Source organism: Pseudomonas sp. NFACC39-1 (assembly GCF_900110355.1).
Classification (GTDB): Bacteria; Pseudomonadota; Gammaproteobacteria; order Pseudomonadales; family Pseudomonadaceae; genus Aquipseudomonas; species Aquipseudomonas tehranensis.
The window spans coordinates 378,867-404,233 of record NZ_FODL01000003.1; the positions used below are offsets into that span (position 1 = coordinate 378,867).

Genomic DNA, 25,367 nt, shown 5'->3' on the forward strand with positions numbered 1-25,367 from the left:
CTCCCTGGCTGAAAGGTGGCTGATGGAATGGGGTCAGGCCTTGCTCAAGTCGGCGGCGCGGTGGATGGCCAAACGAATGCGCTGGTATGTGCCGCAGCGACAGATATTCCCGGCCATGGCCTGATCGATGTCGGCGTCGGTGGGGGCAGGGTTGCTTGTCAGCAATGCCGCGGCGGCCATGATCTGGCCGGACTGGCAATAGCCGCACTGGACGACATCCAGTTCGGTCCAGGCACGCTGAACCGGATGGCTGATATCGGCTGACAGGCCTTCGATGGTGGTGATCTTTTTACCGGCCAGGGCACCGACAGGCGTGATGCAACTGCGCTGGGGCGAGCCGTCGATATGCACGGTGCAGGCGCCGCATAAACCCATCCCGCAGCCGAACTTGGTACCGGTCATGTTCATCAGGTCTCGAACGACCCACAACAGCGGCATATCGTCGGGCGCATCCACCTCCAGTTCGCGTTCATTGACCTGTAGCTTCATCGTTGACTCCCAGTCTGCAAAGAAAAGATCCGTGGCGACATTGAAAACACCGATGGCGACAGACACCATCGCGCTCAACCCCGATCGATGATCGGCAATGACTCGTGGGCTTTGTCGTCAATGGGATCGAGATGGAGCTTACAAGGCAGGTGCGCTGGCGATAAAGCCAGCAGGTTTGAATGGTCTGTGCAGGACGCCATAACAATTTTGGCGGACGCTGGAGCGTGCGCTGAGGCGCTTGCCTATCGGTGCGGTAGCCTCGGGCCGAGGCTGCCGGCTTGGCTTCTATTGAGCTTTTGCATAGCGTCGGTCGGACTTGCCGGCCTTGAGGATTGCCCCAGGCACCGGGTGGCCGACCAGCGTTGGCAGGGTGGCCGCCGCCGCGAGTAACTTGTCCAGGTCGACGCCGGTGTCCAGTCCCATGCGCTGGAACATGTGCACCAGATCCTCGCTGCAAATATTCCCGCTGGCACCCGGCGCATAGGGGCAGCCGCCCAGCCCACCGAGCGAGGCATCGAAACGATCGATGCCGGCGTCCAGTGCCGCCAGGGCATTGGCCAGCCCCATGCCTCGGGTGTTGTGAAAGTGCAGGGTGAACGGGGTGTGCGGCCAGCGCACCAGGGCTTCACGGCAGATGCGCGCGACCTGTGCCGGATCGGCCATGCCTGTGGTGTCACACAAGGTTACGCCCTGCACGCCGATGTCCAGCAAGCGCTGGATCAGTCCATGGACCCGCGCTTCGGCGACCTGGCCTTCGAACGGGCAGCCGAAGGCGGTCGACAACGAGGCGTTGATGAACACGCCGCTTCCCTGGCTGACGGCGATGATCTGGCGGAACTGCTCGAGCGATTGCTCGGCCGTCATGCGCAGGTTGGCCACGCCATGGCTGTCGCTGACCGACATCACCAGGTTGATCTCGTCAACCTCGCAGGCCAATGCCCGCTCACAGCCCTTCACATTGGGCACCAGCACGCTGTATTCCACCCCTGGCATGCGACGGATGCCGCGCATCACCTCTTCGGCATCGCGCAGGCTGGGAATCGCCTTGGGCGAGGTGAAGGAGGTGACTTCGATTTTCGCCAGGCCGGTTTGCGCCAGGCGATCGATCAGGGCGATCTTGTCTGCGCTGGGGATGAACTGGGCTTCGCTCTGGAAGCCGTCGCGGGTGACGACTTCCTGGATGTACAGGCGTTTGCTCATGGGGCGGTTCTCCGGGTGACGGTGAGGGGGCGCAAGCCTTTTTTGCAGGCGCCTCCTTGTTCAGATGATGCCGCGCTCGCGCAGGCCGCGGACCTGTTCGCCGCTCAGGCCCAGACCGGCCAGCAGGTCGTCGGTGTGTTCGCCTAATTGTGGGCCGCCGGCGCCGAGACGCCCCGGGGTGCGGCTGAGTTTGGGCAGTACGCCCGGCACTTTCAGCGCGCCGGCGCTGGTCTGCACGGTCTCGATCATCTGGCGCGCAAGGTAGTGCGGGTCCTTGACGATATCGGCGGCGGTGTAGGGGAATCCGGCCGGCACCAACGCCTGATTCAGTGCCTCCAGGACCTGATCTCGATCGTGTTGCCGGGTCCATTCGGCGATGGCCGCATCGATACGCTCGGCGTGTTCGCCACGCCCGTCGTTATGCGCCAGGCGCGGGTCGTCGGCCAGATCCGGGCGGCCGATCAGTTGCATCAATCGTTTGTAAATACTGTCGCCGTTGCCGGCGATCAGTACGTATTGACCGTCGTTGCAGGGATAGGAGTTGGACGGCGTGATACCCGGCAGGGCGCTGCCGGCGGGCTCGCGAATATAACCACAGGCGTCGTACTCCGGCACCAGGCTTTCCATCATGGCAAACACCGATTCGTACAACGCCACGTCAATGAACTGGCCCATGCCGCTGGTGTGGCGCTCCTGCAAAGCAAGCAGCACGCCGATGACCCCATACAGGGAAGACAACGAATCGCCCAGGCTGATGCCGACCCGTACCGGGGCCTGACCCGGGTGACCGGTGAGGTGGCGCAGGCCGCCCATGGCCTCGCCGATGACACCGAAGCCGGGGCGGTCGCGATAGGGACCGGTCTGCCCGTAGCCAGAGATGCGCAGCATGATCAGGCGCGGGTTGATCTTCGACAGCGTGTCCCAGCCCAGCCCCCAACTTTCCAGCGTGCCGGGGCGAAAGTTCTCGACCAGTACATCGGCTTCGGCCACCAGTCGGCGGACAATCTCCTGACCTTCCGCTGCTTTCAGGTTAAGGGTCAACGACTGCTTGTTGCGCGATTGCACATGCCACCAGAGCGAGGTGCCATCCTTGAGCTTGCGCCACTTGCGCAGCGGGTCGCCAACACCCGGCGGCTCGATCTTGATCACCTGGGCACCAAACTCCCCGAGCATCTTGCTGGCGAACGGGCCGGCGATCAGTTGGCCCATCTCCAGGACCTTCAGGCCTTGCAGCGCCATGCTGCTTACGTGTTGTTCTGTCATGTCTGCACCTTCGGGTCGTGCGCTGTTCTTTGTCAGGCAGGATGGCTCAGGCCCTGAAGCTGAACAATTGATCAATGACCAAGCCAGGCTTCGTATCTTGCGAAGTACCACCTGTGAGAACCTTGAACCTGTTCTTTATCGTGCTGCACGTCGTGATACACGACTGACAGGAGGCTGCGCCTATGCGTCGTATCGATTTCGTCACCCTCAAGCTGTTCGTCGCCATCGCCGATGAGCGCAGTCTGACCAAGGCTGCCGAGCGCGAGCACCTGGCCCTGGCGGCGGTGAGCAAACGGGTCAGTGACCTGGAAAACCAGTTGGGTATCGCCTTGCTCTACCGCCAGCCCAAGGGTGTCGAACTGACGCCGGCCGGGCATGCCTTGCTGCATCACGCCCGCAATATGATGGACAACCTTGCGCAGTTGAACGCTGATCTCAGCGAGTTCAGCGAAGGGGTCAAGGGACATGTGCGCCTTCACGCCAATACCTCGGCGGTGATCGAGTTTTTACCCGAGGACCTCAGTGCTTTTACCCGGTTGCACCCGCAGGTCAAAATCGACCTGGAAGAGCGGGTCAGCAGCGAAGTCATTCGCGCGGTGCGCGAAGGGCTTACCGATATCGGCATTTTCGCCGGCCATGTGCCCGCCGACGAGCTGCAGGTATTCAACTACCGTCACGACCGTTTGGTGCTGGTCACCCCACGCGCGCATCCGCTGGCCGAGCGCAGCCGCATCAGCCTGCACGAAGCGGTCAGCTACGACTTCATCGGGTTGCAGCAGGACGCCTCGTTACACGGCCTGCTGCAGCAGGCTGCGCGTCATTTGGGCACGCCATTGCGCCTGCGGATCCAGGTGCGCAGCTTCGAAGCCATTTGCCGGATGATCCACACCGGCATGGGGATCGGCATCCTGCCGGAGCTTGCCGTGCGGACCTATTTGCCGGCGCTCGATGTGCAGGTCATTGCGCTGGACGATCCCTGGGCGCGTCGCGAGTTGAAGATTGCCGTGCGCAGCCTGGAAGCGCTGTCGATGACAGCACGCCAGATGCTTGAACACCTGATGAGCAGCGAGCAACGGGAAGCTTCCATGGTCGAGCCTTCGTGAAAGCCGAAGGCAGCATTGTTCAAATATGAATTTCAGTCGCGCAGGGACGGGGGTTAGAGTCCAAACGGACTGAGGGGGATGCGTCCCCAACGCTCACACAAAAACAATAGGAGCTCACCATGAAGTATCCATCCGTGCGTCGTGGCCTGACCGGGGTGCTTGCCAGCTTTGCCCTGGTCGGTGCGTTGTCTGTCCAGGCCGCCGAACCGATTCTGATCAAGTTCTCCCACATCACCGCCGACAGCACGCCGAAGGGGCAGGGCGCCCTGATGTTCAAGAAGTTGGTGGAGGAGCGCCTGCCGGGTAAAGTGCAAGTGCAGGTCTACTCCAATTCGTCGTTGTACGGCGATGGCAAGGAGATGGAAGCCCTGTTGCTCGGCGAGGTGCAGATGTTGGCGCCGGCGCCCTCTAAACTTGAGCAGTACACCAAGCAATTGCAGTTGTTCGACTTGATGTTCCTGTTCGATGACGTCGCGGCGGCGCAGGGCTTTCAGCAGTCGGACAAAGGCAAGGCGCTGCTCCGATCAATGGAAGGCAAAGGCATCACCGGGCTGGCCTACTGGCTCAACGGCATGCGCCAGTTGACCGCGAACAAACCGCTGGTCAAGCCAAGTGATGCCCGCGGGCAGAAGTTTCGCGTGCAGCCGTCTGACCTGCAGGCCGCGCAATACAGCGCGTTGCGCGCCGTGCCGCGCAAGATGGCTTTCGCTGAGATCTACCAGGGCCTGCAAACGGGTGTGGTGAATGCGCAGGACAACCCCTGGTCGAACATCTATTCCCAGAAATACTATGAAGTGCAGAAGTACATGACCGAGTCCAACCATGCCATCGGTAACTACTTGCTGATCGCCAACACCCAGTTCTGGAATGGCTTGCCGGTGGATGTGCGCGATGACCTGGAGCAGATCATCGATGAGGTCACCGTCGAAGTGAACAAGCAGGCCGAGGCACTCAATCAGCAGGCCAAGCAAGGTATCATCGATTCGGGCAAGAGCGAGATCATCAGCCTGACCCCGCAGCAACGTGATGCCTGGCGCGATGCCGTGCGTCCTGCCTGGAAAGCCTTCGAAGCCCAGATCGGGACTGAATTGATCGAAGCGGCCCAGGCGGCCAACCAATCCAACTGAAAGAGCCTCAGTGGCGGCCCGCGATTGACCTGGGCCCGCCGCACTGATCAGGTCCGAGCGGGCGGGCGAGCATTCATAGGTGCTATTCTGCGCAAAAAGCGGAATAAGCAGGGCGGTCATGACCCCAGAAAACACGTTTCGTGTTCAAACTCCTCTGCCGGAGGACCTTCGGGTTTTCCTGACCGTGATTCGCAAATCCAGCTTTGCCGGTGCCGCGGATGAGCTTGGGCTCTCGCCTGCATTTGTGAGCAAACGGATTCGAGTGCTTGAACAAACCTTGCGCACGCGACTTTTGCACCGCACCACTCGACGCATTGCGCTGACAGAAGCGGGGGAAAAAACTCGGCGCTGGGCGATGCGCTTTCTCGACGACATGGATGATTTCGTAGGCGAGCTCACCGAGATACGCCAAGCTCCCCGCGGCCTGCTGCACATCTGCAGCAGCTTTGGTTTTGGCCGTAATCATGTCGCCCCTGCGATCGCAGAGCTGTCATCGATCTATCCAGAACTGGAGGTGCGGTTGGATGTGTTCGACCGCGTGGTAGACATCGTTGCCGAAGGCTTTGATCTGGAGATCCGGGTGGGTGACGACTTGCCGGGACATCACATCAGCCGCAAGTTGCTCAGTAACCAACGGGTGCTCTGTGCCACGCCGGATTATCTGGAGCGGCGAGGGGTCCCGATGACGCTCAAGGATCTTGCTCATCATGACTGTCTGGTCTTGAAGGAGCGGAACAACCCGTTCGGTGTTTGGCACTTGAATCACGCCCACCGTGATGAGGTCGTCCGGGTCAATGGCAGGCTGTCGTCGAACAGCGGAGAGATCGTACTGCAATGGGCATTGGCTGGGCGCGGGATTCTTCTGCGGTCGTTGTGGGATGTTCAGCCCCTGCTGGATCAAGGCAAGCTGGTCCGCGTGCTGCCCGACTACACCCAAAGCGCGAACGTCTGGGCGGTGTATCCGACCAGGCTGGCGGACTCGGCCAAACTTCGCGTTTGTGTGGAGTTTCTGGAGAGCTATCTGAAAAGGCTGCGGCTACCTGAGGCGTCCCACCCCTGACGACGGCCCGGTCCGGCTGCGCAGGCCCGCGTGATGCAGGCCCTTGTTCGCTTGAGGCTCAGGCCAGCCAGGGGTTCGAACGATGGTGCTGTGCCTCGAAGTCGCGAATTCGTGACGTATGCTCAAGCGTTGTGCCAATCGCATCGAGACCTTCCAGCAGCGCTTTTTTGCGCAATGGATCGATCTCAAACCCAATCATCTTTCCGGTTTGAAGGTGAATCTGCTGGGCATGCAAATCGATCGTGATCTGCGAGTTTTCAGGTGACCCAACGAGATGGCTGATCTCCTGCTGTTCTGACTCCTTCACTTGAATGAGAAGAACACCATTGCGTTGGCAGTTGTCGTAGAAAATACCGGCGAAACTCGTGCCGATCAGTGCGCGTATACCCAATTGCTTCAGCCCCCAAACCGCGTGCTCGCGGCTGGAACCACAGCCGAAATTTGGCCCGGTGATCAGGAAACTGGCGTGATCCCAGGGGGGCTGATTGAGAATGAAGGCAGGATTAGGGGCGCCATCGGCCAGGAAACGTAAGTCAAAAAAGACCCCGCGGTCCAGCCCATTGCGATCGATGCCCTTGAGAAACTGTTTGGGCATGATCACGTCGGTGTCCACATTCGCGGCGGGCAGCGGCGCGGCGGTACCGCGAACGATGGTGAATGGCTGCATTTCAGGTCTCCATGGACAGCTGGCGAACGTCGGTGAGGTGGCCGCAAATCGCTGCGGCGGCGACCATCGCCGGGCTCATGAGGTGAGTTCTTGCTCCGGCGCCCTGACGGCCCTCGAAATTACGGTTGGTACTGGAGGCGCAGCGATCGCCCGGTGACAGCACATCATCATTCATTGCCAGGCACATCGAGCAGCCGGACTGGCGCCATTCGAAGCCTGCATCCTTGAAGATCTGCGCCAGTCCCTCCGCTTGCGCCTGCTCACGCACCAGCGTGGAGCCCGGTACGATCATCGCGCGCACGCTCGCCGCTACTTTGCGGCCTCGAACGATGCGCGCGACATCCCGCAGATCCTCGATGCGTGCATTGGTACAGGAGCCGATAAAGGCGTGACTGATCGGCACTCCCGCCAGTCGGGTTCCCGGCTCAAGGCCCATGTAGCGCAGTGCCCGCTGCAGGTCCTGGCGGCGGATCAGGTCGCTCTCCAAACGCGGATCCGGTACGCACTCACCAATCGGCGCGGCCTGGTCCGGGCTGGTTCCCCACGTCACCATCGGCTCCAATGCGCTGGCATCGAGTTCGACTTCCTTGTCGAAATGCGCTCCCGGGTCGGAATAAAGCGCTTTCCATTTTTCGACAGCCTGCTCCCATTGCGCCCCTTTGGGGGCCCGCGGCTTGTCTTTGAGATAGGCGTACACTTTTTCGTCCGGTGCCATGAAAGCACCACGGGCACCGGCCTCTACAGCCATGTTGCAGATGGTCATGCGCGCTTCGACGCTGAGGGACTCGATGGTGGGGCCGGAGAACTCGATGGCGTAGCCCGTTGCACCGGATGCGCCGATGTCGCGGATCAAGGCCATGATGATGTCTTTGGAGGTGACGCCTGCGCCCATCCGCCCGTGCACATTCACGCGCAGGGTCTTCAGACGTTTATAGACCAACGTCTGTGTGGCGAGCAGGTGTTCAATCTCCGAGGTGCCGATACCGAAACCAAAAGCGCCCAGCGCGCCATAGGTCGTTGTGTGGCTATCACCTGCGGCCACGACCATCCCGGGAAGAATGAAGCCTTGCTCAGGGGCAATCACGTGCTCAATGCCTTGTCGCTTGTCCAGGACATCGAACAGCTCGATTGCGAAGTCTCGACAGTTCTGCTCGAAGTAAGAAACCTGAAGTGCGCCACCCGCATCCGGCATGGTCGCAACGCGATCAGGTGTGGTCGGGTTGACATGATCGACCACGCCCAACGTCGATGACGGGCGCCATACCGTTCTGTTCGCTTCTCTCAAGCCGCTGAAGGCCTGGGGGCTGGTGTATTCATTGGCGACCTGGCGGTCGATGTAGAGCAACACATGGCCGTGGTCATCCAGCGTACAGACGGTGTGGGCATCTATATGCTTTTGGTAGAGCGTTCTGGGGCCTTTCATGACGGTTCTCGCGAGTGATCGGAAGGCGCGTCGGGAGGGCCTCACGATGCGCCGCGCTCGATGAGCAGTCATGCCAGCATAGGGAATGCGATTGCAGGTTCAATGGCTGAAAAGCCAATCATGGATTCACGATTCGTGTTTAATCTGCGCGGCGTTCAGCGATCGGATAGCGCCCGGCCTACCGCGGTTGCTATCCGGCGCTGACGGGGAAAGACCGGCCCAGTCCTTTTAATCCAGATCCTCAGCCCGATGCCGCTCCGGCACTTGGCTCGTTTCATCACCCCAGGTGCGGTTCACTCGTTGCCCACGGATCACCGCCGGCCGGTTGGCGATCTCCTCGGCCCAGCGTTGCACATGGGTGTATTCGTGGGCAGCCAGGAACTCGGCAGCCGAGTACACGTTGTCGCGAACCAATTGACCATACCAAGGCCAGACCGCGATATCGGCGATGGTGTAGCTGTCTGCGGCCAGGTATTGGCTTTCGCCAAGACGGCGATTCAGGACATCGAGCTGGCGTTTGGTTTCCATGGTGAAACGATTGATGGGGTATTCAAGTTTATCGGGCGCGTAAGCGTAGAAATGACCGAAGCCTCCGCCCAGATAGGGGGCTGCGCCCATCTGCCAGAACAGCCAGTTCAGGGTTTCGGTGCGCCCGGCCGGATCAGTGGGCAGGAAGGCGCCGAATTTTTCCGCCAGGTACAGCAGGATCGAACCGGACTCGAAAACCCGGATCGCTGGCTCCACGCTGCGATCAAGCAACGCTGGGATCTTTGAATTCGGGTTGATCTGGACAAAACCACTGGAGAACTGGTCGCCCTCGCCGATGCGAATCAGCCAGGCGTCATATTCGGCGCCGGTGTGCCCCAGCGCCAACAGCTCTTCCAGCAGGATGGTCACTTTCACGCCATTGGGCGTGGCCAGTGAGTACAGCTGCAACGGATGTTCGCCCACGGGCAATACTTTTTCATGGGTCGGCCCGGCGATAGGGCGGTTGATGTTGGCGAACTGGCCGCCAGACGGGGCGTTGTGTTTCCAGACTCTGGGCGGTACATAGGGCGCTTTGCTCATGGGAGGGGCCTCATTGCCGACGTTTAGTGACCGCGTGAACCGCGAAAAAAACTCTGGCTCAAGCCTGCCATAGGAAGGTCAGCGTCAGCAAATCACCCCGCGCGCAAGCACAGCATTAGCCTCACCGGCTAACGCTCTTGGGTCATGATCCGATCCACTTCGCCTGAAGCCTTGAGCTTCGCGAAAGCCTGTTGAGCCCGGGTGACGATCTCATCCGGGGTGCTCAGACTAAACGCCATGTGAACTCGGTGGGGTTGTTCATCCAGGGAAAAGACCTCTTGCAGGGAGGTGAAATCCACTTGGGCATCTTTGCTCATCAGGCGCGCAGTGTTCTCGGGCATTGGCAGCAACTGAATCTGCTGATTCAACAGCTTTTGAAAGTTATCGTGGTTGTCCGCCGATACCACCAGCCGGGTAAAGCCTTTCTGCTGCAGGTAAACCTGCTTGGCGTCATTTCGCACCACGCCTATGGTGTACTGCTTGGCGTCTTCAAGGCTGTCAACGGCGATGCCGTCACGTCCACGCAGCTTGTAAAGCTTGGTCGTCGCCCGATGTATTTCACCCACCCACTTGAACATCTGTTCACGGGCCGGAGTGCGATCGAGCGGGAAGATCATTACATTGGGTTCATGCAGTGCTTTTTCGTAAGCGCGTGCCCATGGGTACAGCAACATACGATAATCGCTGATCCCTGCGCCTTTTAAGGTTTCGTCGGCTATTCGAGTGCCCGGCCCGACGAGCGCGCCTTCACGCAGATAGGCGTATAACGAGTCTTCGGTCACGACTTCGATCGCCTCGGCGTGACTTTTCACGCTGATCAAGGCCAGGAGCAAGCACGAGCAGAGCTTCAGACGATAGTGCATACAAACCTCGCTGCACATGATGGTTTTATAAAGCGACGCAATTGCGCCCCTGGCGTTTGGCTCGGTACAGCGCCTGGTCGGCGCGTTGCAGCAGTTGATCGAAGTGGTCCATGGTTTTGGTGTCCAGCTCGGCGACGCCGATGCTCAGGGTGACAAAAGGGGAAACCGCTGAGCCGCCATGGGGCAGTTCAAGTTCAGCCAGGCTTTCACGAAACCGCTGGGCGGCCTCGCATGCCTGGCTGGCGTTGATATTGGGCAATACCACGACAAACTCCTCACCCCCCAGGCGAGCCGTCAGTTCGCCGGAGCGGCCGAAGACACTGCGCAGGGTTCCGGCGATCTGTTTCAAGCACTCGTCGCCCTTGATGTGGCCGTAGGTGTCGTTGTAGATCTTGAAGAAATCCACATCGCACATCAGTACGGCTAGCGGGGTGTTGTGGCGAATCGCACGGCGGAATTCGACATCCTTCAGTTCATCGAAGTAACGACGGTTGGCCAAGCCGGTCAAGGCATCGTGACGCGACAGCGCTTCGAGGGCCTGGTTGGCAGCCTTGAGCTCCGAGGTGCGCGCCTCGACCAGTTCGGCCAACTGGTCGCGACTGGCTGCAAGGGCCAGTTCGTCCGAGTGCTGGCGCTCCAAATGGGCGTGGAGGTTGTCTTGCAGTGCATTGACTTTGAATTCGAGCAGGCTCAACTCGTCCTGGCGCTGGACCGAACGTTGCAGCTTGAGGTGGAAGTTGAGTGTTTGTGGTGAGAGTTTTCCCAGATGCCGGGCGATATGGACAACGTGTACGGTCACCAGACGGTTGAACATGGTCATGACCAGCCCGGCCAGCAGCAACGACTGGATCACCTGCGTGATGACGATGCTGCGGGCTTCGTCCCAGAGACGTTCCCAAAGCAGGTTGTTATCGCCCTCGATGGTCAGTTCACCGACCTTTTCGTTGGCGCCAAGGTAGGGCTGCGCGACGAGCTGACGATGCAGCACCGGCGCCACGCTGGATGGATTGCTGGCATATCGATTGAACTCGATGATTTCTGGCGACTGTCCGGGTCGCAGGATATTGAGTACCACGCGTCCCACCGGCGCCGCATTCGCGACGCTGGTGATCTGCTTGTCCAGCGACTCACGGTCCATTTCCCAAATGGCATGGGCCAAGGTGTTCTGGAACACCTGGTCGATCAGGAGCAGCTCCGAATTCATCTGCGCCAGATTGTTTTCCCAGGCCTGCCAGGTACGCAGCGTGACCATCGCCAAGGTAAAGCACAGGCAGAACACCAGCGTGGCCAAAACCAGACGCCGTCCCAATGAGCTGAATGTTCTGGTCTTTGGCGGGTGAAGGGGGACCGTTCGAAAATCGTCGGCCATGTCATAACCACTTGCGCATGATGGCGTCGTAAACGCCATTGCGGCGGATGGTCTCCAGGCCTGAGCGGAATTTCTCGACCGTCGCGGCCGGCGTCTTGCGACTGAACGCCATGCTCAAGCCATCCTGACTGCTCAATTCGGGAAGCGGCAGTGAACGGATCAACACTTTATCCGGGTCTTCACCATTCTGGCGGGTCAGGTACAGCGCGTTGAGCTCGTTGGAAATCCATAGCTCCACGTGATCGACCTTGAGCTTGCGGTAGTTGTGTTCGTACTTGTTGCTCGACTGAAGGTCTTTCCCAATGCGGAAACCCTTTGACACCAGGTATTGCTCACCCACGTCCTGATTGACGGTGGCAATCTGGTGACCGTGTGCATCGTCCAGCGAGTTGAGTTTTACCGGGCGCTCAGCCAGCGAGTACATGTACCACTGGGTTGGGGCGATGGCTCCGACCCACTGGAAAAGTGATTCGCGCGCAGGTGTCCGGACGATTGAATAGATCAATACGTTACTTTCATTGAGCGCCAGTTCGTAGGCCCGCGCCCAAGGCATGGGCTGGATGGACGCCTCTACGCCGACCTCCTTGAGCACTGCCTGGACCACCTCGGTGCTCATGCCGGTCACTCGCCCGTTCTGTGTCATGTTATAGGGCGGCAGTTCTTCCGTAACGATGCGCAGCGCAGTCTCTGCGGCGGCGTTTGGCAGGGTTGCGCTTGCACCCAGGAACATCAGGACGCAGCGCATCAGAAGACGGTTAAACGGCAAAATCATCGAGAGTTACCCTATGCAACCAGCAGTGCCGGCGTGGCCTGGGGGGCATTGATTTAATGTGTTATCGGCTGGGCCTATGGAGGCTTGAGTGTCATCCGTCGAACCGGGGGGCATTGAGCATGGGCGGGCGGTCCAGATCATATGGGAAACTTGAGTGTGGCCTGTCTTTTTCCAGCTGTCGATTCGGCGACATTTAATGAACGCGGGTTCGTTTCGCCGTAAGGAAAACAAACTGGCAGAGAAGTACGACGTATCCGGGCAGGGAGATGGCGGGGGAGGTGGCGAATATGAGTTGCAGTACGGTTTTGGCTGAATGAATGGCGTGACGCTGAAGCGTTGAACAAATATGGCGCTAAGGGCAAGGGCAAACCTGGGCAGGATTCATCAATTCCTGCCCAGGTGTCCGGCGCTTGGTTATCCGAGAATGGCGTTGAACAGCAACAGCGTGAGCAGAGAGGTGAACCAGCCAATCGTGGTCGGCACCGACCAGGTCAGCATCTGGTGCTTGGCGTTGGTGACCCCGAGCATGCGGTTGACTACCCAGAAATAGCTGTCGTTGAAGTAGCCAAAGACCATTGAGCCAATGGCCGCCGCCTGGGCGGCGAAGACCATGTTAACGTCGGGAATCGAGGCCAGGATCGGCGCGGAAATCGAGGCGCCGGTGATCATCGCGACGGTGCCGCTGCCCTGGATCAGGCGCACCAGCGAAGCGATCACGAAGGGGATCAACACCGCCGGCAGCGGCAAGGTGGCGACCCATTCGCCCATGTACTGGCCCGCACCGCTGTCGCGCAACACAGCACCCAATGCACCACCGGCGCCAGTGACCAGCAGGATGATGCCGGCGCTTTCCACGCCTTTCTCCATATGCGCGATGACTTCCTCACGCGGGCGCCGCGGCACCAGGCCATACAGTGCTGCCACGACCCCGAGGCCGACGGCAATGACCGGGTTGCCGACAAACGCGATGGTCTGGCCGAACAGGCTCTGGGTCAGGGTGGTGTCACCGTTGAGTTTGCCGAGGGCCACGACCAGGGTATTGGCGAAGATCAGCACAATGGGCAGCACGATGGGCAGCATCGACAGCCACAGCGGCGGCAGCTCGGCCTCGCGGGCATCGGCGCGTTCGAGCACTTCGCGGTAGGCGGTGGCGGGTTCGACCGGTTGCTGGCCGCTTTGCGCGATCATCGCCTCGATACGCGGGCCCATGAAGCGCGCGTAGGCCACCAGCACGAAGGTGCCGGGAATGGTGAACACCACGCCCCAGAAAATCATCAAGCCCACGTCGATATTGAAGATCCCGGCAATCCCCAGCGGCCCCGGCGTTGGCGGAACCGCATGGTGGGTCAGCATCAGGCCGCTGGCCAGGGCAATACCCAGGGTCAGCATCGATTTGCCACTGTTGCGCGCCAGCGCACGGACCAACGGGTTGAGGATGACGAACGCCGAGTCGCAGAAGATCGGCACCGAGACGATGTAGCCGGTCACCATCATCGCCCACTCTTCGCGTTTGTTGCCCAGCCAACGCACGAAGGTATAGGCCATCCGCTCGGCGGCGCCGGAGACTTCCAGCAGGCGACCCATCATCACACCGAAACCGATGACCAGGCCGATGGTCGACAGCGTGGCACCGAAGCCGGTGGTGATGGATTTGACCAGCGCGTCCGGCGCCATGCCGCCGCCCAGGCCAGCGATCGAGGCGGCGATGATCAGCGCCAGCAGGGCGTGGATGCGGGTCTTGAGAACCAGCACGATGAGTATGACGATGGCCAGGACCAGGCTCACCATCAGCTGTGGACCGGCGATAGAAGTTGCGTCCATTGGGTAATCACTCTTGTTGTTATTGGATGGAACGACGGCACCGCCAGGCGCCGCCTGGGTCAGTGATTCATGCTGAGCAGGTGCGCCCTTACCACGCTGTCAAAATCCGCGTCACCGCGAAAGCCCAGTTGCAGCGGCCGCTGGATGTCGAAGTCGCCGGGCCAGCTGCAGACGATGCGCTGGATCCGCTCGTCCGGCTCAAAGCTGACCCGCGCGCGGGCCGCCTCGCCACCGACACGGGCGAGACTGTCGAGCATTTCGCTGACCCGCACGCTGATGCCGGGCAGGTTGAGGGTCCGACGCAGGCCAAGCGCCTGACCGTCCAGACGCGCGGCATGGACCAGGTTGTCGACCACGGTCTGCGGCGAAGACAGCCACATGCGGGTATCCAGCGGTACCGGACAGTTGCTCGCCTCGCCGGCCAGGGGCTCGCGCAAGATACCGCTGGCAAATGACGAGGCCGCTGCGTTGGGTTTGCCGGGGCGAACGGAAATGGTCGGCAGGCGACACACCCGGCCATCGATGAAGCCCTTGCGCGAGTAGTCGTTGATCAACAGTTCGGCCATTGCCTTCTGCGCGCCATAGGACGATTGCGGCAGCGGTGCGAGTTCTTCGGGCACCTGCTCGGGCATCGGCCCGCCGAAGACCGCCAGGGAGCTGGCGAACACGAAACGCGGGGCCTGGGCCTGGTGGCGGCAGGCTTCGAGCAGGGCGCGGGTCGCCTCGAAATTGACCCGCATGCCCAGGTCGAAATCGGCTTCGGCCTGGCCACTGACGATCGCGGCCAAGTGATAGACCAGGGAGGTCTCTGGACCGATCAGTGATTGGATAAAGGCCGGGTCACAGATGTCGCCCGTGTGCGACACCACACGCGGGTCATCGATGGGGCAGGGCGCCAGGTCGACTGAGACAAGGCTAGCGCCGGGGGGCAGCAGGTCGCTCGCAGTGGGCGCCAGCAGCGCTTCGATCAGGCGGGCGCCGAGAAAGCCAGCGCCGCCAGTTACCAGGATCTTCATGTATTGCACTCCGCTTAAGGAGAATATTCGGGGCAGCGTGCCGAACGCCCCGTATTCTTGTTATTTGATGAACCAGGTGACAAGCAGTTGTCATGTTGTATGATGAATTTAACGTGGACGCAACCGTTGCGTGTTTTCTTCTTGCTCACAGCGAGTGGCAAGGCAGCGCGACGATTGCCGGGAGAATCTGAGTGGACAGTCTGAACGACGTTACCCCCAAGCTGGCCGAACGGCTGGCCAAACGCCTGAGTGCGGCGGTCCATGAGGGCCAGTTGGCCGCCGGTAACCGCCTGCCCACCGAGCAGGCCTTGTGCGAGCAATACGGTGTCAGCCGCACGGTGGTGCGCGAGGCTATTTCAATGCTCAAGCGCGAGGGCATGCTCACTTCGCGCCAGGGCAGCGGCACCTTTGTCGTGCCCAATCCCAGTGTCGCGTTGCGCCTGTCTCCGCCCCAGGGCAACTTCGAGGCCGTGGTGGAAATCCTCGAGTTGCGCAGCGCGCTGGAGATCAAAGCCGCCGAACTGGCCGCGGCGCGGCGCACCAATGCGCAATTGCGGGCGATGCAAAACGCCTTGGCCGAGCTCGACGAAGCGGTTGAGCGGGGTGAAGACGGCGTGCGCGAAGACCTCGCCTTCCACCGTTCGGTGGTGGCCGCCACCGGCAACCAGCACTTTCTCGAAACCATCGATTTTCTGCACCAACTGTTGCAACAGGCGATCCGAGTGACCCGTTGCAATGAGGCGCGTAACAGCCAGTACATGCGTCAGGTCGACCAGGAGCACCACGCGCTGCTCGCCGCCATCGCCGCCGGTGACAGTGAGGCGGCACGTACCGCGGCCTCCTCGCACCTGCGTAACGCCGAAGTCCGCCTGCGTGAAGCGCGAAGCGAGGCCGACGCGTCCGGATAACAACCACAAGAGGATTCACCCGTGACAGCAATATCCAATATTGGTGTGGTCGGCCTGGGCTCCATGGGCCTGGGCATGGCGCGTTCCCTTTTACGTGCCGGTTTGCCCGTGTGGGGCTACGACATCCGCGAGGACGTGCGCCAGGCCTTCAGCGCTGAGGGCGGCCAGCCGGTCAGCGGCCTGAGTGACAGCGCGGCGCTCAGCGATCTGCTGTTCATCGTGGTGGTCAACGCCGCGCAGACCGAGCAACTGCTGTTCGGCGCGCAGGGAATTGCCGCGCGGCTGCGTCCGGGTTCCGTGGTCATCGCCTGTGCAACCATCTCGGCGGCGGCTGCGCGGCGCATCAGCGAGCGCTTGGCCGAGCACCAGGTGCTGATGCTCGATGCGCCGATTTCGGGTGGTGCGGTGCGTGCCGAGGCGGGCGAGTTGACCATCATGGCGTCGGGGCCGGAAGCGGCCTTCGAACGGGCGCAAACGGCACTTGCTGCGGTGGCCGCCAAGGTCTACCGGCTGGGTGAAGAGGCCGGGCAAGGCTCGCAGATCAAGCTGGTCAACCAGTTGCTCGCCGGGGTCCATATTGCCGCGGCGGCCGAAGCCATGGCCTATGGCATTCGCCAGGGCTGCGATCCCGAGGCGCTCTACGAAGTGATCAGCCACAGCGCCGGCAATTCCTGGATGTTCGAAAACCGCGTGCCGCATTTGCTGGCGGGTGATTATCGACCGCGCTCGGCGGTGGATATTTTCGTCAAGGACCTGGGGCTGGTGCTCGACAGCGCCCAGGAGGCGGTCTTCCCGTTGCCGCTGACCGCCAGCGCCCACCAGATGTTCAAGCAAGCGTCGGCTTCCGGGCTGGGGCGCGAGGACGATATCGCCGTAGTGAAGATATTCCCCGGTATCAACCTGCCTGCCGCCGCCAACGAGGAGATTTGACCATGCCCCTGATTGGATGCATTGCCGACGACTTCACCGGAGCGACCGACCTTGCCAGCATGCTCGTGCGCGGCGGCGCCCGCACTGTGCAGACCATTGGCGTTCCACGTGGACCCTTGGCGCTGGGCGAAGCCGACGCGCTGGTGGTGGCGCTCAAGTCGCGCAACCTGGCGCCCGAGGAGGCAGTCGCACAGTCGCTGCAGGCGCTGGAGTGGTTGCGCCAGCAGGGCTGCCGACAGTTCTACTTCAAGTATTGCTCGACGTTCGACTCCACCGCCGAGGGCAACATCGGCCCGGTCAGCGATGCGCTGCTTCAAGCCCTGGGCAGCGACTTCACCGTGGCCTGTCCGGCCTTTCCGGAGAACCGCCGTAGCGTGTTCAACGGCTACCTGTTCGCCAATGACGTGCTGCTCAACGAAAGCGGGATGCAGGATCATCCACTCACGCCCATGCGCGACGCCAATCTGCTGCGCGTGTTGCAGCCGCAAACCCGCCACCCGGTCGGCCTGATCGACTACCGGACCCTGCGCGCGGGCGTCGAGGCGACCCGTCAGCGGATCGCCGCGTTGCGCGCTGAAGGCGTGGGCATCGCCGTCAGCGACGCTATTGATAATGAAGATTTGCAGGTGCTTGGCGCCGCCTGTGCCGACCTGCCGCTGGTTACGGCCGGGTCGGGGCTGGCGTTGGGCATGGCCCAGGATTGGCAGGCCAGAGGCTTGTTACAGGCCAATGGCGAGGCCAGTCGGCTGGAAGCCGGTTGGGGACGTCAGGCGATTCTCAGCGGTAGCTGTTCGCGAGCGACCCTCGGCCAGATCGAGCGGGCGGCAGCGGTCTATCCTGCCTTTCGTCTGGAGGCGGCCGAGCTGATGGCCCGCGGTGACGCCCTGGTGGCCGAGGCTCTGGCCTGGGCTGCCGGCTACCAGGGGCCGGTGCTGATCTATGCCAGCAGCCCAGCCGACGAGGTTCGCCGGGTGCAGCAACAGTTCGGCGCGCAGCAGGTCGGTGAACGCATTGAAGCGGCCCTCGCGGCGATTGCCCGTGCGCTGGTCGAACAGCAGGGCGTGGGTCAATTGCTGGTCGCCGGTGGTGAAACCTCCGGCGCAGTGGTCGGCGCGCTGGGCATCGAAGGTTTGCGCATCGGGCCGAGCATCGACCCCGGCGTGCCCTGGACCCAGACGCTCGGCCAGTCCGGGCGGCCGCTGACCCTGGCGCTCAAGTCCGGTAATTTCGGCAGCGCCGATTTCATGATCAAGGCCTGGGAGATGCTGAGATGAAGGAAAGTCAACTGCGCGAAGAGATCGTCGAGATCGGCCGCTCACTCTACCTTCGTGGGCTCAGCCCTGGCTCTTCCGGCAACATCAGCGTGCGGCTGGACGATGGCTGGTTGCTGACCCCGACCAACGCCTGTCTAGGTCGCCTGGACCCGGCCGACATCGCCAAGCTCGATTGGCAAGGTAACCACCTGGCCGGCAAACCCGCCTCCAAGGAAGCGTTCCTGCACCGTGCCGTCTATGAAGGTCGCGAAGATTCGGGGGCCATCGTGCATCTGCATTGCACGCATTCGGCGGCGGTGTCCTGCCTGGACTGCCTGGACGCTACGTCGTGCCTGCCACCGCTGACACCTTACTTCGTCATGCGCGTGGGCCGCTTGCCGCTGATTCCGTACCACCGGCCCGGTGATCCGCGGCTGGGCGAGGCGATTCGCGGACTGGTCGGGCAGCACAGTTCGGTGTTGCTGGCCAATCACGGGCCGGTCGTTTCCGGCAAGAGCCTGGAGGCGGCCACATACGCCATCGAAGAACTCGAAGAAACCGCCAAGCTCTACTTGTTGCTGCGCCAGCAGCCGGTACGGGCGCTGGACGACGAACAAATCGACGAACTGCGCCAGACCTTCGGCGCCCAATGGTGACTGCAATGCCACGTTTCGCTGCCAACCTCAGCATGATGTTCAACGATGCACCCTTCCTCGATCGCTTCGGCCGGGCGGCCAAGGCCGGTTTCAAGGGCGTGGAATACCTGTTTCCTTATGAGTTCGCACCGGCCGAGCTGGCCGGGCGTTTGGCCGAGCACGGGCTTAGCCAAGTGCTGTTCAACCTGCCGCCGGGGGATTTTGCCGCGGGCGAGCGCGGTATCGCGGCGTTGCCGGGGCGCGAGGTGGAATTCCGCGAAAGTGTCGACCGTGCCATCGAATACGCCCACGCGCTGGGCTGCCCCAAACTGCACGCAATGGCCGGGCTGGTGAGTGACGAGAGCCAGCGTCCGCGCATGCGCGAGGTCTATCTGGAAAACCTGCGCTACGCCGCCCGACGTTTGGCCGAGCACCAACTGACACTGCTGATCGAGCCGATCAACACCCGCTCGATTCCGGGTTACTTCATCAATCGCCAGGCCGAAGGCCATGCAATCCTGGCTGAACTGGGCGAGCCGAACCTGCGCGTGCAACTGGACCTGTTCCATGCACAAATCATGGAGGGCGATCTGATTGCCGGTTTCCAGCGCTTCCAAGCCGGCGTCGGGCATATCCAGATCGCCGGCGTGCCGGATCGGCACGAACCCGACCAGGGAGAAGTGAACTACCCGTACCTGTTCAAACTGCTCGACGAAGCCGGTTACGAGGGCTGGATCGGCTGCGAGTACAACCCCCGCGGTCTGACCGAGGATGGCCTGGGCTGGTTTGCGCCCTGGCGCTGAGCGGGGTCCGAAAAAACCGCATTCAACCTGTGTACACCGTCACCCGATTGCGCCCGGTTTTCTTGGACGTATACAACGCCTGGTCGGCCCGGGCGATCAGTTCGGCGTGGCCGGTCGCGGGTTGGCTCAGGTCCGCCACTCCCAGGCTGATGGTGAATCGGATGCTCTGGTCGTTGAACAGCACTTGCAGCTCCTCGACTGCATGGCGCAGGCGCTCGGCGAACATCCGGGCGCCGACCTTGTCGGTGTCCGACAGCACCACACCGAACTCTTCGCCGCCATAACGCCCGGCCACATCGGAGTCGCGTACATGTTCGTGCAAAAGCCGGGCGACCTGCTCGATGACCTGATCCCCGGCCTGGTGGCCATAGGTGTCGTTGACTCGTTTGAAGTGGTCGATATCGAGCATCACCAGGCTCAAGGCATTGCCGTAGCGTTGATGCCGCGCGTAGGCAGCTTTCAGGCTCGCCTCCCAATGACCACGGTTGTACAGCCCGGTCAGTCGATCGGTGCTGGAGAGCTGCTGCAATTGCGCATTGGCGGCCTGTAGTTGATGCCGGTTGGTGGCGACGTCGGTGACGTCATAGATCACCAGGCAGATGTGACTGATCTTGCTGTCGGGCGAGCGCAACGGTAACAGCGTGGTGTTCTGGTACATGAACTCTTCCTGGCCGGTGATGGGCTGGTAGCTCTTGAACCGCACCAGATAGGGACGCTGCTCCCAGACAGTGAACGCTGGAGTGCCCAGGGCCGCGACGCTTTCCACCTTGCGGCTGAACCACTGGCGATCGATTTCGGGAAACAGGCTGAAAAAATGCTGGTTGTGGGCGTCCTTCGGCTGCACGCCGGAGCGGTTCTCCATGAACGTGTTCCAGACCTGTACGCGGTAGTCGCGGTCCAGCACCACCACACCGACATCGATGCTCTGAACAATGGCCAGCAACCAGTGGAACTCGTTCAGATCAATGGAATCAGGCATGGCTCAGGTCATCAGGTAGGTGAGTTTTTGGGTCAGCCGCTCGATCGAGTCTTCCGTGAACAGCAACAACAGATCGAAACGAATATCGTGCCCTTCCAGGCTGTAGCTGATTTCCACCGCCAGGGTCTTTTTCCAGTGCTTGCGGTTGACGTGAATCAGCTCCTCGATGGCCGCGTGCTGGCCGAGAATCTGCGGATGCCCCTGCGAGAACACCACGTCGATCTGATCGGCAATACTGCTCAGGCACGCGCCGATCAGAACGCTGGAAAGGTCCAGCAGCATTTCCAGGTCCGAATAATCGCTGCTTTGGCGCTGCATCAGTTGCGCGATGTCGGCGATTTCCGATTCGTGAAATATCAGCAGGGCTTCGCCGGCAATACCACTGCCGATAAAGCCCTGGCAGATGGCCGTGAGTTGCTGGGAGCTGCCGGCATCGTTAAGCGCCATATGCAGCTCACCCACCTCAAGGATGTTCACGTTCGGTACCGGTAACTGCACAAACACACCCAGCACCTTGGCAATCAGGGCGGCGGCCTGGCCGATGGCAACGTTGACCGTCTCGCGGAACGCATCGTGAAAACTGATGGCCGTGTTCGTCAGCGAACGATTTTGCGGCGGCGCCTGGCCCGGTTTTGTCAGTAGCCCCAACTCACTGAGCGTCTGGCGCAGCTCGTTTTCATCGAATGGTTTTTTCAGGAATGCCAATGCGCCCAGCTCCAGCACGCGGCGTACCGCCTGCTCCTGGACGTCACCGGAGATCACGATGACTTGCGCCTTCAAGCCTTCGGCGCGCAAGGCGCTCAACACCTGATAACCATCCATCTCCGGCATGGTCAGGTCCAGCAGCACCACTTGGCCCAGGCCCTGGCGTATGGCGTCCATGGCCTGGCGCCCATTGCTGGCCTCGGTGACCGAGACCGGCCAGTCCGCCGGCAATGCACGGAGCACCTGTTTGCGTGCCATGTTGGAGTCGTCACACACCACGAGGGGGATCACTGACACTGGGACGCCCATTCAAGTTGAACAGCGGGGGAGGTCATGCCTGTCACAAAGCTGCGAAACCTCCCGTTAGCTAAAAACTGGACCATTAAGTCAGGAGAGTCAAATGCACTTCATCCGTTAGGGCAATCGCGGCGGCGCATGAAAGGCTACGAAGAAAATAATTATAAAAATTAATCAGTTTTCGAGAGGTCGGTGCGCGAGCAACGCTAAAAACGCTACGAAAGTCTCCAACCGAGGGACTCACATTTTTTTCCTGTCCCGCCCTGAATTATCGGTTTTGACGCCTGTTTACAAGGAGTGTATGTCATGAACGATTCTTTAAAATTAAGAAACCTAACGGTTTCCTTTCTTGGATTTTTAGGCATACTCCATCTTGCGAGTAGGTTTGTGCGCCTGCTCATAGGGTATTTAGTGCTGTTCAATAACAATAACCAGCAGGAACCTACGCCATGAACATTCCCGGTCACCCCGCGGCGCCCGTCGGCACCGAACAACTCACTGCCAGGCTTGCACAGATGAAGCAGGCCCACCTGGCCGACGGGCCGGCGAGCCTGGAACTACGGCGCGACCGACTGGACCGGGCCATTGCATTGCTATTGGATAACCGTGAAGCCATTGTTGAGGCGGTATCGGCGGACTTCGGCAATCGCAGCCGCGAACAGACGCTGCTTTCCGATATTGGCGGTTCCGTGGCAAGCCTCAAGCATTGCCGTGAGCATCTGGCCGAGTGGATGCAAGCGCAATCGCATCCGTCACCCTTCCCCGGCAGTGAGGCGCGGGTCGAGTGCCAGCCGTTGGGCGTGGTGGGCGTGATCAGCCCCTGGAACTTTCCCATCGTACTGGCGTTCGGGCCGCTGGCGAGTATTTTCGCCGCCGGTAACCGGGCCATGCTCAAGCCTTCGGAACTGACCCCGCGAACCTCGTTATTGATGGGCCAATTGATCGCCCGATATTTTGACGAGAATGAACTGACCACGGTGCTGGGCGATGCCGAAGTCGGCGCGCTGTTCAGTGCCCAACCCTTCGACCACCTGATCTTTACCGGGGGGACGGCAGTGGCCCGGCACATCATGCGTGCCGCCTCGGACAATCTGGTGCCGGTGACCCTGGAGCTGGGCGGCAAGTCACCCGTGCTGGTGTCCCGTAGCGCCGACCTGGCGACGGTGGTGCAGCGGGTCATGACGGTGAAGACCTTCAACGCCGGGCAAATCTGCCTGGCCCCGGACTACGTGCTGCTACCGGAAGAATGCCTGGAAGACTTCGTCGCCGAGGCGGTGCGCTTCGTCGCTGCCATGTATCCCTCCTTGCACAGCAACCCGGACTACACCTCCATCATCAACCCACGCAACTTCGACCGCCTGCAGGGTTATCTGGTCGATGCTCGCGCCAAAGGGGCGCGGCTGATCGAGATCAACCCAGCGCAGGAAGACCTGGCTGATCGCCAGACCCGCAAGATCGCTCCGACGCTGGTGCTGGATGCCACTGAGCAGATGCAGGTGCTGCGCGAGGAAATCTTCGGCCCGCTGTTGCCGATCAAGACCTATCGCGATTTCGCCACGGCGATCGACTACGTCAACGGTCAACCGCGACCCCTTGCCGCGTATTACTTCGGCGAGGACGCCGGTGAGCGCCAGCAGGTGCTGGAGCGCACGACTTCGGGCGGTGTGGTGATCAATGACGTCATGAGTCATGTGGTGTTCGAGGCGCTGCCATTTGGCGGTGTCGGTCACTCCGGTATGGGGGCGTATCACGGTGTCTACGGTTTCCGTACGTTCAGTCATGCCAAGGCGGTGGTGGTGCAGAGCCCGGTCGGTGAGTCCAACCTGGCGATGCGCGCGCCTTACGGCGCAATGATCCACGGTCTGCTGGATCAATTGCTGACTGCCCACTGAGTCGTTCAGGAGTATGACCATGAACATGCTGACAACCTTCAAGGCCAAGCTGCTGCGCGCCTTTGCCAAACGCATGAAAGCCAAATTCACCTACGACGCGACGCAGTATCCGTTGCGCTTGCTCGACGAAACACTCATCCCCACAGCGTGGGGCCCGGCACGGGCCTTGTTCTATTGGCCCCATACGTCGTCCACTGAGCCTCTGCCCGTGTATCTGAACCTGCATGGCGGCGGCTTTGTGGCCGGGGTGCCGGAGCATGACGACAGTTATTGCCGGCGCTTGGCTCACAACCTGGGTTGCCTGGTGGTCAATCTGGACTATGTCCTGGCCCCCGAGTTTCCCTTTCCCGCAGGTTTGCGACAGAGCTTCGCGGTGCTTGAGTGGCTGGCCGAACAGGCCACGACCCTGGGCATCGACCCACAACGCATCGCGGTCGGTGGGCACAGCGCGGGCGGCAACCTGGCCACCGGCGTGGCCAATCTGGCACGGGGGCATCAGCGCTTGCGGGTGGTACATCAGGTCATTGACTATGCGGTACTGGACTTGGCCCAGGATCCCGGACTGAAGCTTTCTCCCATCGACAAACCCTTACTCGGTGCGGGTCTGGTGCGCTTTTTCAATAGCTGCTATCTGAGCGATCCGGCCCAGGCCCGGGACCCTCTGGCCTCGCCATTGCTGGCGACGGTTGAGCAATTGCAGGGCATGCCCCCGACAACGTTGATCACCGCCGAGCACGATATCCTGCGTGCTGAGGGTCAGGCCTACGCGCAGAAATTGCGCCAGGCCGGTGTCGTGGTGAACGAAAAAATGTTCACCGACTGCGACCACATGTTCACCCATCTAGGGCCTGATGCTACGGCGCAGGAGGCTTGGCAGCTCATCGAGGATTCCCTGCGTGAAGCGTTTGCGGGGGCGGGCTGCGCTAAGCTGGGCACCTCTGTGAAACCACCACCGGAACACGTGCACCATGCCGATCAACAGGCTCCGTAATGACTGAAACCACTGAGCAGCCCGTTAGGCGCGGTCGTCCGCCGATACGCAGCCGCCAGGAGCAAATGACCTCGCTGTTGGATGCCGCGGCGCAGGCGCTTGGCAGCGGCAATTTCGCCAACATCACCATGGATGCCATCGCCCGCGCCGCCGGAATCTCCAAGAAGACCTTGTACCAGTTGGTGGCGAGCAAGGAGGCGTTGCTCTCGCAACTGGTGGCCAGGGACTTGTCCACCCTGGAACTGCTATTGGAAAGCGGCATCGACTGCGCCGAGGATCTGCTCAGCGAGTTGCGCATGTACCTGACGTTATGGGCGCGTCTGACCCTCTCGCCATTGGCGCTGGGTCTCTACCTGTTGGCTGCCCAGGGACGCGAGACGGCGCCGGGCCTTGCCAGGATCTGGTATCAGGAGGGTGCCGGGCGTTGCCTGAGCCTGTTGCGCGGCTGGTTGGGCAAGGCCGCCAGCAAGGGATTGTTGGCTCACGAAGATGTCGAGTCAGCGGTGGAGCTGATCGACTCGCTGTTGATCTCCCAGCCGCTCAAACTGTTCACCCTCGGGGTGCAACAGAGCTGGTCCGACGAGCAGATCGAGCAGCGGGTCGAGGTGACCCTGGGCCTGTTCGGCCGCTGCTTTATCCATCGTGTGCCCAAGCCGTGAGCGCTCACCGGGGCAGCTGCACGCTCCACAAGACCCCTGTGGGAGCAAAGCTTGCTCGCGATGACTGAGGCACA

General features: G+C 61.2%; 26 protein-coding genes. 13 read left to right on the plus strand and 13 right to left on the minus strand.

The features are described from left to right. Positions 1-33: 33 nt before the first annotated feature. From BMY45_RS08490 to BMY45_RS08500, 3 genes are all read right to left on the minus strand, one after another. Positions 34-489: a (2Fe-2S)-binding protein gene (locus BMY45_RS08490; protein ID WP_092396563.1), complete on the minus strand. Its 456-nt coding sequence runs from the start codon at positions 487-489 to the stop codon at positions 34-36. A gap of 285 nt (positions 490-774) precedes the next feature. Continuing rightward, complete coding sequence (locus BMY45_RS08495; RefSeq protein ID WP_092396565.1) at positions 775-1,689, minus strand: hydroxymethylglutaryl-CoA lyase; 915 nt, start codon at positions 1,687-1,689, stop codon at positions 775-777. Positions 1,690-1,749: 60 nt separating this feature from the next. Continuing rightward, a complete protein-coding gene (locus BMY45_RS08500) occupies positions 1,750-2,952 on the minus strand; it encodes a CaiB/BaiF CoA transferase family protein (protein WP_092396567.1) in 1,203 nt (400 codons plus the stop codon). Between the two features lie 182 nt (positions 2,953-3,134). Here BMY45_RS08500 and BMY45_RS08505 point away from each other — a divergent pair, with 182 nt between their 5' ends. The 3 genes from BMY45_RS08505 (at position 3,135) to BMY45_RS08515 (ending at position 6,242) form a co-directional block, all read left to right on the plus strand. Next, positions 3,135-4,055 carry a LysR family transcriptional regulator gene (locus tag BMY45_RS08505; RefSeq protein WP_092396569.1) on the plus strand — a complete coding sequence of 307 codons (921 nt, stop codon included), beginning with the start codon at positions 3,135-3,137 and terminating at the stop codon, positions 4,053-4,055. A 119-nt stretch (positions 4,056-4,174) separates the two neighbouring features. Then, positions 4,175-5,182, plus strand: a complete 1,008-nt coding sequence (locus BMY45_RS08510) for a DctP family TRAP transporter solute-binding subunit (protein WP_092396571.1) — start codon at positions 4,175-4,177, stop codon at positions 5,180-5,182. A gap of 118 nt (positions 5,183-5,300) precedes the next feature. Continuing rightward, positions 5,301-6,242: a LysR substrate-binding domain-containing protein gene (locus BMY45_RS08515; RefSeq protein ID WP_092396573.1), complete on the plus strand. Its 942-nt coding sequence runs from the start codon at positions 5,301-5,303 to the stop codon at positions 6,240-6,242. 58 nt (positions 6,243-6,300) lie between these two features. On the opposite strand, the gene leuD is transcribed toward BMY45_RS08515, so the two are convergent. From leuD to BMY45_RS08545, 6 genes are all read right to left on the minus strand, one after another. Then, the gene (leuD, locus tag BMY45_RS08520) at positions 6,301-6,909 is read right to left on the minus strand and encodes a 3-isopropylmalate dehydratase small subunit (RefSeq protein ID WP_092396575.1); all 609 of its coding nucleotides are present in this window, start codon (positions 6,907-6,909) and stop codon (positions 6,301-6,303) included. Between the two features lies 1 nt (position 6,910). Beyond that, positions 6,911-8,332, minus strand: a complete 1,422-nt coding sequence (gene leuC / locus BMY45_RS08525) for a 3-isopropylmalate dehydratase large subunit (protein WP_092396577.1) — start codon at positions 8,330-8,332, stop codon at positions 6,911-6,913. Between the two features lie 228 nt (positions 8,333-8,560). Then, positions 8,561-9,400, minus strand: coding sequence for a glutathione-dependent disulfide-bond oxidoreductase (yghU, locus tag BMY45_RS08530; RefSeq protein ID WP_092396579.1), 840 nt, complete (start codon positions 9,398-9,400; stop codon positions 8,561-8,563). A 128-nt stretch (positions 9,401-9,528) separates the two neighbouring features. After that, entirely contained in the window at positions 9,529-10,263 is a 735-nt protein-coding gene (locus BMY45_RS08535; protein ID WP_092396581.1) for a substrate-binding periplasmic protein, read from the minus strand. Between the two features lie 25 nt (positions 10,264-10,288). Further along, positions 10,289-11,632 carry a diguanylate cyclase gene (locus BMY45_RS08540; protein WP_092396583.1) on the minus strand — a complete coding sequence of 448 codons (1,344 nt, stop codon included), beginning with the start codon at positions 11,630-11,632 and terminating at the stop codon, positions 10,289-10,291. Between the two features lies 1 nt (position 11,633). Beyond that, the gene (locus tag BMY45_RS08545; RefSeq protein ID WP_092396585.1) at positions 11,634-12,404 is read right to left on the minus strand and encodes a substrate-binding periplasmic protein; all 771 of its coding nucleotides are present in this window, start codon (positions 12,402-12,404) and stop codon (positions 11,634-11,636) included. Positions 12,405-12,600: 196 nt separating this feature from the next. On the opposite strand from BMY45_RS08545, the gene BMY45_RS28360 reads away from it, so the two are divergent. After that, positions 12,601-12,717, plus strand: a complete 117-nt coding sequence (locus BMY45_RS28360) for a trehalase family glycosidase (protein ID WP_371913918.1) — start codon at positions 12,601-12,603, stop codon at positions 12,715-12,717. 101 nt (positions 12,718-12,818) lie between these two features. Here the strand turns inward: BMY45_RS28360 and BMY45_RS08550 are convergent, their stop codons facing one another. After that, the gene (locus BMY45_RS08550; RefSeq protein ID WP_092396587.1) at positions 12,819-14,225 is read right to left on the minus strand and encodes a GntP family permease; all 1,407 of its coding nucleotides are present in this window, start codon (positions 14,223-14,225) and stop codon (positions 12,819-12,821) included. A 59-nt stretch (positions 14,226-14,284) separates the two neighbouring features. After that, positions 14,285-15,241, minus strand: coding sequence for a D-erythronate dehydrogenase (denD, locus tag BMY45_RS08555; RefSeq protein ID WP_092396589.1), 957 nt, complete (start codon positions 15,239-15,241; stop codon positions 14,285-14,287). A gap of 191 nt (positions 15,242-15,432) precedes the next feature. On the opposite strand from denD, the gene BMY45_RS08560 reads away from it, so the two are divergent. The 5 genes from BMY45_RS08560 to otnI are packed head-to-tail and all read left to right on the plus strand — an operon-like array spanning position 15,433 to position 19,770. After that, positions 15,433-16,149 carry a FadR/GntR family transcriptional regulator gene (locus BMY45_RS08560; protein ID WP_256573635.1) on the plus strand — a complete coding sequence of 239 codons (717 nt, stop codon included), beginning with the start codon at positions 15,433-15,435 and terminating at the stop codon, positions 16,147-16,149. Positions 16,150-16,170: 21 nt separating this feature from the next. Next, positions 16,171-17,079 (plus strand): L-threonate dehydrogenase, encoded by a 909-nt coding sequence (gene ltnD, locus BMY45_RS08565; RefSeq protein ID WP_092396591.1) that lies wholly within the window; start codon positions 16,171-16,173, stop codon positions 17,077-17,079. Positions 17,080-17,081: 2 nt separating this feature from the next. Next, the gene (otnK, locus tag BMY45_RS08570; RefSeq protein ID WP_092396593.1) at positions 17,082-18,353 is read left to right on the plus strand and encodes a 3-oxo-tetronate kinase; all 1,272 of its coding nucleotides are present in this window, start codon (positions 17,082-17,084) and stop codon (positions 18,351-18,353) included. Next, a complete protein-coding gene (gene otnC, locus BMY45_RS08575) occupies positions 18,350-18,988 on the plus strand; it encodes a 3-oxo-tetronate 4-phosphate decarboxylase (RefSeq protein WP_092396595.1) in 639 nt (212 codons plus the stop codon). The genes otnK and otnC overlap by 4 nt, the downstream gene beginning before the upstream one ends. 5 nt (positions 18,989-18,993) lie before the next feature. Further along, positions 18,994-19,770 carry a 2-oxo-tetronate isomerase gene (otnI, locus tag BMY45_RS08580; RefSeq protein WP_092396597.1) on the plus strand — a complete coding sequence of 259 codons (777 nt, stop codon included), beginning with the start codon at positions 18,994-18,996 and terminating at the stop codon, positions 19,768-19,770. 22 nt (positions 19,771-19,792) lie between these two features. Here the strand turns inward: otnI and BMY45_RS08585 are convergent, their stop codons facing one another. Further along, positions 19,793-20,749, minus strand: a complete 957-nt coding sequence (locus BMY45_RS08585; RefSeq protein ID WP_092396599.1) for a sensor domain-containing diguanylate cyclase — start codon at positions 20,747-20,749, stop codon at positions 19,793-19,795. A gap of 3 nt (positions 20,750-20,752) precedes the next feature. Next, positions 20,753-21,763, minus strand: coding sequence for a response regulator (locus BMY45_RS08590; RefSeq protein ID WP_092396601.1), 1,011 nt, complete (start codon positions 21,761-21,763; stop codon positions 20,753-20,755). A 294-nt stretch (positions 21,764-22,057) separates the two neighbouring features. Between BMY45_RS08590 and BMY45_RS28130 the strand changes: the two genes are divergently transcribed. The 4 genes from BMY45_RS28130 to BMY45_RS08605 are packed head-to-tail and all read left to right on the plus strand — an operon-like array spanning position 22,058 to position 25,293. After that, positions 22,058-22,204, plus strand: a complete 147-nt coding sequence (locus tag BMY45_RS28130) for a hypothetical protein (RefSeq protein WP_177193322.1) — start codon at positions 22,058-22,060, stop codon at positions 22,202-22,204. After that, positions 22,201-23,643, plus strand: a complete 1,443-nt coding sequence (locus BMY45_RS08595; protein WP_092396603.1) for a coniferyl aldehyde dehydrogenase — start codon at positions 22,201-22,203, stop codon at positions 23,641-23,643. Before BMY45_RS28130 ends, BMY45_RS08595 begins: the two co-directional genes overlap by 4 nt. A gap of 19 nt (positions 23,644-23,662) precedes the next feature. Continuing rightward, the gene (locus BMY45_RS08600; protein WP_092396605.1) at positions 23,663-24,634 is read left to right on the plus strand and encodes an alpha/beta hydrolase; all 972 of its coding nucleotides are present in this window, start codon (positions 23,663-23,665) and stop codon (positions 24,632-24,634) included. Next, positions 24,634-25,293, plus strand: a complete 660-nt coding sequence (locus tag BMY45_RS08605; RefSeq protein WP_092396607.1) for a TetR/AcrR family transcriptional regulator — start codon at positions 24,634-24,636, stop codon at positions 25,291-25,293. Before BMY45_RS08600 ends, BMY45_RS08605 begins: the two co-directional genes overlap by 1 nt. The last annotated feature ends 74 nt before the right edge of the window (positions 25,294-25,367 follow it).